Below are 8,136 nucleotides of genomic sequence, written 5' to 3'. Positions count from 1 at the left end.
ACGTCACCAAGACCTATCCGGCGGCCAGGGGGCGCGCGGAGGTCAGGGCGGTCGACGACGTCGACCTGGACATCGCCGCCGGTGATGTCCAGGCGATCGTCGGCTACTCCGGCGCCGGCAAGTCCACCCTGGTACGCCTGCTCAACGGCCTCGAGCCGGCCACCTCCGGCTCGATCCAGGTCGGTGGCACCGAGCTCGTCGGTCTGCACGAGCGCCAGCTGCGGCCGATCCGGCTCGGCATCGGGATGATCTTCCAGCAGTTCAACCTCTTCGAGTCGCGTACGGTCTGGGGCAACCTGGCCTACCCGCTCCAGATCGCCGGTGTCGGCAAGGCGGAGCAGCAGCGCCGGATCTCCGAGCTGCTCCATTTCGTCGGTCTCCCCGACAAGGCTCACACCTACCCGCGCAACCTCTCGGGCGGGCAGAAGCAGCGCGTCGGCATCGCCCGCGCACTGACCACCAACCCGTCGCTGCTGCTCGCCGACGAGGCCACCAGTGCGCTCGACCCGGAGACCACCCACGAGGTGCTGCGGTTGCTGAAGCGGGTCAACGAGGAGTTCGGCACCACGATCGTGGCGATCACCCACGAGATGGAAGTCGTCCGTGAGCTGGCCGACCACGTCGCGGTCATGGAGAACGGGCGGATCGTCGAGTCCGGCGCCGTCTACGACGTCTTCTCGGCGCCGCGACAGCCGGTGACCCGGCGCTTCGTCGGCACCGTCGTCGACGACGAGCCCTCCCCCGACGCCCTGGCGGTGCTGCGGTCGCGTCACCCCGGCCGGTTCGTGAAGGTCGAGCTGCGCGAGGGCGGACCTCGCCAGACCGACATCTTCGCGGTCCTACTCGAGCGCGGGGTCTCCTTCGAGCTCGTCTTCGGCGGCATCGAGGAGATCCAGGGCGCGACCTTCGGCAACCTGACGCTCTCGCTCGACGGCCCCGCGACCTCGGTCGACGAGGCCGTACGCGAGCTGTCCGCCCTCGTCACCACCAAGGAGGTGTGATGCTGACCGCTCTGCCCACCGACACCCGGCTCGGCGAGCTGTGGCCCGACATCTGGCAGGCCACCGGCGAGACGCTGCTCATGGTGGCACTGACGATGCTGATCGGCGGCACGCTGGGCCTTCTGCTCGGCCTCGGGCTGTACCTCACCCGCCGGGGCGGTCTCTACCAGAACGTCGTGGTCTCGACGATCCTCAACGTGCTGGTCAACTTCTTCCGGCCGATCCCGTTCATCATCTTCATCGCCGCCGTCCAGCCCGCCGCACGGCTGATCGTCGGCACCGGCATCGGCACCCCGGCAGTCGTCTTCTCGCTGGTGCTGGCCGCGATGTTCGGCATCGCCCGCATCGTCGAGCAGAACCTCGTGTCCGTCCCGCCGGGTGTCATCGAGGCAGCTCGCGCGATGGGCGCCACCCGCGCCCGGATCGCGGCGACCGTGGTTGTGCCCGAGGCGATGGCGCCGGTGATCCTCGGCTACACGTTCGCGTTCGTCGCGGTCGTCGACATGTCCGCGGTCGCAGGCCTGATCGCCGGCGGGGGCCTGGGCAGCTTCGCCCAGACCTTCGGCTACCGGCAGTACGACCCGGCCGTCACCTGGGTCTGCGTGCTCATCCTGGTCGCACTGGTGCAGGTCATCCAGCTGCTCGGCAACACACTCTCGGCGCGGATCCTGCGCCGCTGATCCTGGAGCGTCAGGCGCGAGCCAGGATCTCGCCGTGGAGGACGGAGAACCAACCGTCCTCCGCCTCGGCCCACGACCGCCACCCGTCCGCGACCCGGGCGAGGTCGGCGGTCGTGGCGTCTCCGCAGTCGACAAGCTGGCGGGCGACCGCCGAGTCGGTGAACCGGTCGGCCCACATCCCGCCCCACCAGGCCCGGTCCTCGGGGTCGGCGAAGCACCATGTGCTGGAGGAGGCTTCGATGTCGGTGAAGCCTGCCGCCCGCGCCCAGGAGACCAGCCGACGGCCGGCGTCCGGCTCGCCCCCGTTGGCCCGCGCGGCCTGCTGGTAGAGCCGCAGCCACTCGGTCAGCTCGGCCGACTCCGGCCACCAGACGAATCCCGAGTAGTCGCTGTCGCGCACCGCCACGATGCCGCCGGGCTTGGTCACGCGCCGCATCTGCCGCAGCGCCAGCACAGGGTCGGCCACGTGCTGCAGCACCTGGTGAGCGTGGACGACGTCGTACGCATCGTCCTCGATGGTCAACGCGTGCACATCCTCGACCCGGAAGTCGACGTTCGCCACGCCCGCGTCCTCGGCCGCCCGCCGGGAGAGCCCGAGCTCTGTCTCCCCTATCTCGGTCGCGGTCACCTGAGCGACCCGGCCGGCGAGGTCGAGGGTGATCGTGCCCGGGCCGGCACCCACGTCGAGCAGTCGCTGCCCACGGCTCAGCCGAGGCAGCAGGTAGGCCGCGGAGTTCTCCGCCGTACGCCACCTGTGGGAGCGCAGCACCGACTCATGATGGCCGTGGGTATAGGTCGACATGCGCCGACCCTACGCGGCGAATCCCGGAACGTGAGACGTGGATATCGCTATACGGACATGCGCGGCAGCCGTGCGTCCGCGCAGCCCATCCGCCGCCGGGCGAACAGGACCCCGCCCACGAGACCACCGAGGAGCAGGGTGTTGACCACGATCACCACACCGGTCTCGACCGGCGCCGCGCCGCCACCCGGCCGGGCGTCCTCGGGTGCCACCTCGTGACGGTCGAACACCACCTGTCCCTGGTCGGAGACCTGCGGCTGGTCGGCCCTCGCCGAGCTCAGCGCCGCGGAGGCGACGACGAGGGCAGCGATCCCGGCGAGCAGAATGCGCAAGGTGCGACTCATCATGCTGTCGAGGGTGAGCGCCGGTCCCGTCAGGAACCCGACGCACACCGTCCCTACCGGCAACAACCCGGTGAACAATCAGAACATGTCACTCAGGTGGAGATCAGCCGGTTGAACATCCGGTTGGCCCAGCTCGGGGTCACCCCGGAGAGGCCGAGCAGCACGCGGGCCTTGGTGCCGACGCCGCGGTGAACGCCGCCGAGGAGGCCGTGACCGGTGGTCGCCGCGGAGAAGACGGAATCGGCGACATCGTCGGGGGTGAGCGAGACCTTGAGCCGCCGCAGCGCCGGGAAGTCCTGGCCCCACACCATCGAGGTGTCGGCGAAGAGCGGCCACAGGGCCGTCACCGTGATCCCGTCGCCGGCCCATTCCAGGTCGAGGGCCTCGGAGAGGCCGCGTACGGCGAACTTCGTGGCGGAGTAGATCGCCATCCCGGGCTGGCCGTAGATCGCCGACGCCGAGGCCAGGTTGACGACATGGGAGCCGCGCCGCAGGAACGGTCGCGCGAGGTGGCAGCCGTTCACGAGCCCCTTGACGTTGACGTCGATGATCGCCTGCTGCCGATCCAGCGGGAGGTCGGCGAACTTGCCGATCTGGATGATGCCGGCATTGTTGACGAGCACGTCGAGGACGCCCCCGGTCTCGGCGGCGAACCCGTCCAGCGCGGCCTGCCAGGAGACGGCGTCGCGCACGTCGAGGGTGCCGGTGACGATCTCACCAGCCAGTGGCTCGATCTCGGCGGCCAGGGAGGAGAGGCCGTCGAGATCGATGTCGTAGGCACCGACCAGCCACCCTTCGCGGGCGAAGCGCCGTGCGGTCGCACGGCCGATGCCGGCGGCCGCCCCGGTGATCAGTACGGAGCTGGGCACGGTGGTCGGGTCAGCTCCTGGCGAACTCGGTGCTGGTGTCGAAGAACCAGACCGTGGAGTCGGTGCACACGATCCGGTCGAGCTTGCCCACCGCGACCTGCGAGCGCGGCGTCTTGCCGGAGGCCAGCACCACGTCGTAGGCATCGCTGGTCCGCAGCACCGACCACGGCTCCGACTCGGTGCCCTGGCCGGTGCTGATGATGCTGTCGAGCGCCGCCTGGGCCAGGATCGACTCGCGCTGGGCCTGCTCGACGTTGCCGAGCCCGCGCTGGGCGTCGGCCAGCGCGGCGTGCGCCGACGGGCTGAAGATGGCGCCCGGCATGAGCGCGTGGACCGCAGCAACCGCGCCGGCGTAGTCGCCGACCGACATCATCGGCGCGACCAGCTCGGTGATCTCGAGATCGGGTCGGAAGTTGGGAGCCTCGAGGATCGCCTCCCGCAAGGCCCTCAGTGACTCCGGGGCCGGTTCGCGAAGATAGGCGTCAAGCAGCTCTGCGTACGTAGCCAACAGGGTCCCCCTTGAGTAACGGTCGCCGTGCACGGTAGCCAATCACGCGGTCATGTGGGGCGGTTGACAACGATTATGCGCCCTTTTGTGACCCGGAAGTTGCGTGACCCGCAGGTTACTATCGCCAGCCGAGACCGGGTGCGACGTGGGTCAGGATGCTCTCCAGGACGTGGGCGTTGTAGTCGACGCCGAGCTGATTCGGGACCGTGAGCAGCAGCGTGTCCGCTGCCTGGATCGCCTCGTCCTCGGCGAGCTCCTCGATGAGGACGTCAGGCTCGGCGGCGTACGAGCGCCCGAAGATCGCGCGGGTCTGGTCGTCGATGTTGCCGATCTGGTCTTTGGTCTGCCGATCGAGGCCGAAGTAGCGGCGGTCGTCCTCGTTGACGAGGGCGAAGATCGAGCGCGAGACCGACACGCGGGGCTCGCGCTCGTGTCCGGCTTCCTTCCAGGCCTCGCGATAGGCCTCGATCTGCTCGCGCTGCTGGATGTGGAACGGCTTGCCGTTCTCGTCGTTCTTGAGGGTCGAGCTCTGCAGGTTCATGCCGAGCCCGGCTGCCCAGCGTGCGGTGGCCAACGAGCTCGATCCCCACCAGATGCGGTCACGCAGGGTTTCGGAATACGGCTCGACCCGGAGCTTGCCGGGCGGGTTCGGGAACATCGGCCGCGGGTTGGGCTCGGCGAACTGCGCACCCTCGATGATCGTGAGGTAGGTCTCGGTGTGTGCGCGGGCCATGTCGGCCTCGGAGGCGTTCTCCCCCGGCTCGTAGCCGAAGTAGCGCCAGCCCTGGATGACCTGCTCGGGTGAACCACGGCTGATCCCGAGCTGCAGCCGCTCACCGGAGATCAGGTCGGCGGCCGCGGAGTCCTCGGCCATGTAGAGCGGGTTCTCGTAGCGCATGTCGATCACGCCCGTGCCGATCTCGATCCTGGACGTGCGGGCGCCGATCGCGGAGAGCAGCGGGAACGGCGAGGCGTACTGGCGGGCGAAGTGATGGACCCGGAAGTAGGCGCCGTCGACACCGAGCTCCTCGGCCGCGACCGCCAGGTCGATGCCCTGGAGGAGCGCGTCTCGTGCCGACCGCGTCTGCGAGTAGGGCGACGGCGTCCAGTGGCCGAAAGACAAGAATCCGATGTTCTTCACGGGTAGTAGAACCCTCAACAGTTGTCCGAGATTCCCTCGGGCGGTGCCGACACGGGGCGTGGTCATGCCTGGAGCGCGGACCGGGACCTTCGCCTCTAGGTGTTCTGCACTCCGGAACCGTCTCCGGGACGACACCACCTTGTCGGTGGTCGGGTGCCGGTCGGCGTTCTGTTTTCGTTCCACCCACACCCCACGAGCGCAGTGGTACGGGCCGTAAAGCGCACGCCTACGCGGCATCAACAACAGTCCCTAATGAGTTTATCTATCGGTCGACCGAATAATCATATCGGTCGACTGACCAGGGAAAACAATGTCTCGGCGTGTTGTCGCAGCCCTTCCGAAGTCGCGGATTATCGTGTTACATATCAGGCAGCTTCACCGATGCAGTTTCACCGAAATAAGACCGATCAACATTCTCTGGGGGATGAATTAGTTATGTGGGACACCGTTGAGGTGCAGAGCTTCACGCTTTCTCACGACATGCCGTTCCGCGACTGCGGTCACGCTCGTCACCGCTTCTTGCCGTGTGACGCGGACTGCGACTGCCGCGCCCACGAGGTCGCGGAGCTTCTGGAGGTCGCTGGCGCTCGCTGAACGACCTGACGTCAGCTGTCTCGGGCGTCCAGAACGGTGACCACCGCACTGCGGTGGTCACCGTTCTTTTGTTCGAAAGTCGACATGCTCGAAACAACTGTGAGTCACGGAAGCAGATCGTCCGCAACCGGGCGGAGGATCACCTCATGGACATCGTTCTGGTTCCCGGCCTCTGGCTGGACGCATCTTCATGGGACCTCGTCGTTCCCCACCTCACCGAAGCCGGCCACACCGCGCGGCCGGTCACCCTTCCCGGCCTCGAGTCGGTCGAGACGGATCGGTCCGGCGTTCACGTGGCCGACCAGGTCGCCGCTGTGGTGGCCGCCGTCGACGAGGCGGACGGTCCTGTGCTCCTCGTCGGACACTCGATGGGCTGCGCGGTGGCCGGTGCCGCGCTCGACGCTCGTGTCGACAAGATATCCGTCGTGGTCTACGTCGGCGGCTGGCCGGCGGAACCGGACATCGTCCCGGCCAAGAACTTCCCGACCGACGGCGCCGACCTGCCTCCGGTGCCGTGGGAGGAGTTCGACGAGGCAGACCTACGCGACCTCGACCGCGCCGCCTTCGAGGCGCTGTTGCGGCCCTCCCCCGCCAGCCTGACCTCCGAGCCGTTCGAGCTCAGCGACGAGCGTCGCTACTCGGTCCCGGCGGTGTTCGTCTGCCCCGAATACCGGGCAGCGGACCTGAAGGAGTGGGTCGCCGACGGCACCGAGTCGGTCGCCGCCATCCCGAAGCACAAGGACGTCACCTACGTCGACCTGCCGACCGGCCACTGGCCCCAGCTCTCCAAGCCGGCCGAGCTCGCGGCGATCATCGCTCGGGCCGGCGCGTAGTCGAGCGTCGGGTAGCGTCGGGTGCGTGCGTACTCGGCTCGCTGCCCTGACCGCCATCACGGCCCTGTCGGCGCTCGTCGCCGGCTGCGGAGGCGAGCCGTTGTCGGATCCCGTCCGGAGCCCGTCCACATCGTCGTCGTCGGCAGCGTCGCCCGTCCCGTCGCCTGTCCCGTCGCCGGCGGCGACGTCGCTCGACGACCCCTCGGTGCCGCTGGCCGAGCGCCTCGCGCAGGCGTTGGCCACGGTGGCTTCGGGTGAGTCGGGGTCCGGAGACGTACGCGACGCCGCACTGTTCGAGCAGACGACTGCCCGCAGCCTCGCCCGAGGGCCGAGAGGCAAGGCCGACGAGGTGCTGGGCGCGCTCGGCCGCGCCGACCGCGCCCAGCTCAGGTCGGACATCGCCGCGGCGCGCGAGCTCATGGCCATGACCGACCCCCAGCCGAAGCTCCCCGACTGGCGGATCGTGACGCCGCCGACACCGGGCGAGCTCAGGCCGCTCTACCGCAGGGCTCAGCGGGAGACCGGGACGCCGTGGGAGTACCTCGCGGCGGTCCATCTGGTCGAGACCCGGATGGGACGCATTCGCGGCACGAGCACCGCCGGCGCCCAGGGTCCGATGCAGTTCCTGCCCTCGACCTTCGCCCAGTACGGCGCCGGCGGCGACATCAACGATCCCGGCGACGCGATCATGGCCGCCGGCCGAATGCTCGCCAACAACGGGGCGCCGCGTGACATGGCCGGTGCCCTGTGGGCCTACAACCACTCCGACCGCTACGTGGCGGCCGTCAGCGCCTACGCCGAGCAGATGAGGCGGTCTCCCGCTGCGTACGACCTCTACTGGCACTGGCAGGTTCTCTACCGCCACCAGAGCGGCACGATGCTCCTGCCCGAGGGTTACCCGGGCGAGAAGGCCGTGCGCATCGCCGACTAGCGACTAGTAGGGGCGCTCGACCGCGTACTGGACGAGGCTGACGTCCTCGCCACGGTAGGTGTCGGTGCCGTGGCGACCGGTCTCGATGAAGCCGGTGGCGTCGAAGAGCTTCTTGGCGCGGTCGTTGGTCTCGTGCGTCTCGGCCCAGATCCGGGTCAGGTCGAGGACGGAGAAGCCGTAGGTGAGCGCGGTCTTGATGGCGCGCTGGCCGAGGCCCTGGCCCCAGCGAGAGCTGGGGCCGATGGCGATGCCGAGCTCGCGGGTGTCCGGGGCCAGGCCGTGGAGATCGGCGTAGCCGACGACCTCCTCGTCGAGCTCCACGGCGAGTCGGATCAGCTCGGGCGGCGGAGCCTCGATCAGTCGACGCCAGTGGCGGAGGTGACCGTCGTGGTCGCGCTCGGGCCAGCCGTTGGCGACCCGGAACTCCTCATCG

At 69.0% G+C, this 8,136-nt stretch carries 10 protein-coding genes; 4 read left to right on the top strand and 6 right to left on the bottom strand.

Annotated features, from left to right (window positions below; genetic code table 11):
- The coding region (locus ACFVJS_RS24175) for a methionine ABC transporter ATP-binding protein (RefSeq protein WP_378885798.1) at positions 1-1,001 on the top strand (1,001 nt) is incomplete at its 5' end.
- Positions 1,001-1,681, top strand: coding sequence for a methionine ABC transporter permease (locus ACFVJS_RS24170; RefSeq protein ID WP_378885796.1), 681 nt, complete (start codon positions 1,001-1,003; stop codon positions 1,679-1,681). The genes ACFVJS_RS24175 and ACFVJS_RS24170, both read left to right, overlap by 1 nt.
- Before the next feature lie 10 nt (positions 1,682-1,691).
- On the opposite strand, the gene ACFVJS_RS24165 is transcribed toward ACFVJS_RS24170, so the two are convergent.
- The 5 genes from ACFVJS_RS24165 to ACFVJS_RS24145 form a co-directional block, all read right to left on the bottom strand.
- Positions 1,692-2,483, bottom strand: coding sequence for a class I SAM-dependent methyltransferase (locus tag ACFVJS_RS24165; protein ID WP_378885795.1), 792 nt, complete (start codon positions 2,481-2,483; stop codon positions 1,692-1,694).
- Positions 2,484-2,530: 47 nt separating this feature from the next.
- A complete protein-coding gene (locus ACFVJS_RS24160) occupies positions 2,531-2,830 on the bottom strand; it encodes a hypothetical protein (RefSeq protein WP_378885793.1) in 300 nt (99 codons plus the stop codon).
- An 89-nt stretch (positions 2,831-2,919) separates the two neighbouring features.
- Positions 2,920-3,696 (bottom strand): SDR family oxidoreductase, encoded by a 777-nt coding sequence (locus ACFVJS_RS24155; RefSeq protein WP_378885791.1) that lies wholly within the window; start codon positions 3,694-3,696, stop codon positions 2,920-2,922.
- A 10-nt stretch (positions 3,697-3,706) separates the two neighbouring features.
- A complete protein-coding gene (locus ACFVJS_RS24150) occupies positions 3,707-4,204 on the bottom strand; it encodes a DUF4919 domain-containing protein (protein WP_378885789.1) in 498 nt (165 codons plus the stop codon).
- Positions 4,205-4,322: 118 nt separating this feature from the next.
- Positions 4,323-5,345 (bottom strand): LLM class flavin-dependent oxidoreductase, encoded by a 1,023-nt coding sequence (locus tag ACFVJS_RS24145; RefSeq protein ID WP_378885787.1) that lies wholly within the window; start codon positions 5,343-5,345, stop codon positions 4,323-4,325.
- Positions 5,346-6,085: 740 nt separating this feature from the next.
- Here ACFVJS_RS24145 and ACFVJS_RS24140 point away from each other — a divergent pair.
- Both ACFVJS_RS24140 and ACFVJS_RS24135 read left to right on the top strand, forming a co-directional pair.
- Complete coding sequence (locus tag ACFVJS_RS24140; RefSeq protein WP_378885785.1) at positions 6,086-6,772, top strand: alpha/beta fold hydrolase; 687 nt, start codon at positions 6,086-6,088, stop codon at positions 6,770-6,772.
- Between the two features lie 25 nt (positions 6,773-6,797).
- Positions 6,798-7,703 (top strand): transglycosylase SLT domain-containing protein, encoded by a 906-nt coding sequence (locus ACFVJS_RS24135; protein WP_378885784.1) that lies wholly within the window; start codon positions 6,798-6,800, stop codon positions 7,701-7,703.
- Between the two features lie 3 nt (positions 7,704-7,706).
- On the opposite strand, the gene ACFVJS_RS24130 is transcribed toward ACFVJS_RS24135, so the two are convergent.
- Positions 7,707-8,136: GNAT family N-acetyltransferase (locus tag ACFVJS_RS24130; RefSeq protein WP_378885783.1), on the bottom strand; the 430-nt coding region annotated here is incomplete at its 5' end.

It is taken from the genome of Nocardioides sp. NPDC057772 (assembly GCF_042798075.1).
Classification (GTDB): Bacteria; Actinomycetota; Actinomycetes; order Propionibacteriales; family Nocardioidaceae; genus Nocardioides.
Note: the sequence above shows the minus strand (reverse complement) of the source record. Positions and strands in the feature narration are given on the sequence as shown.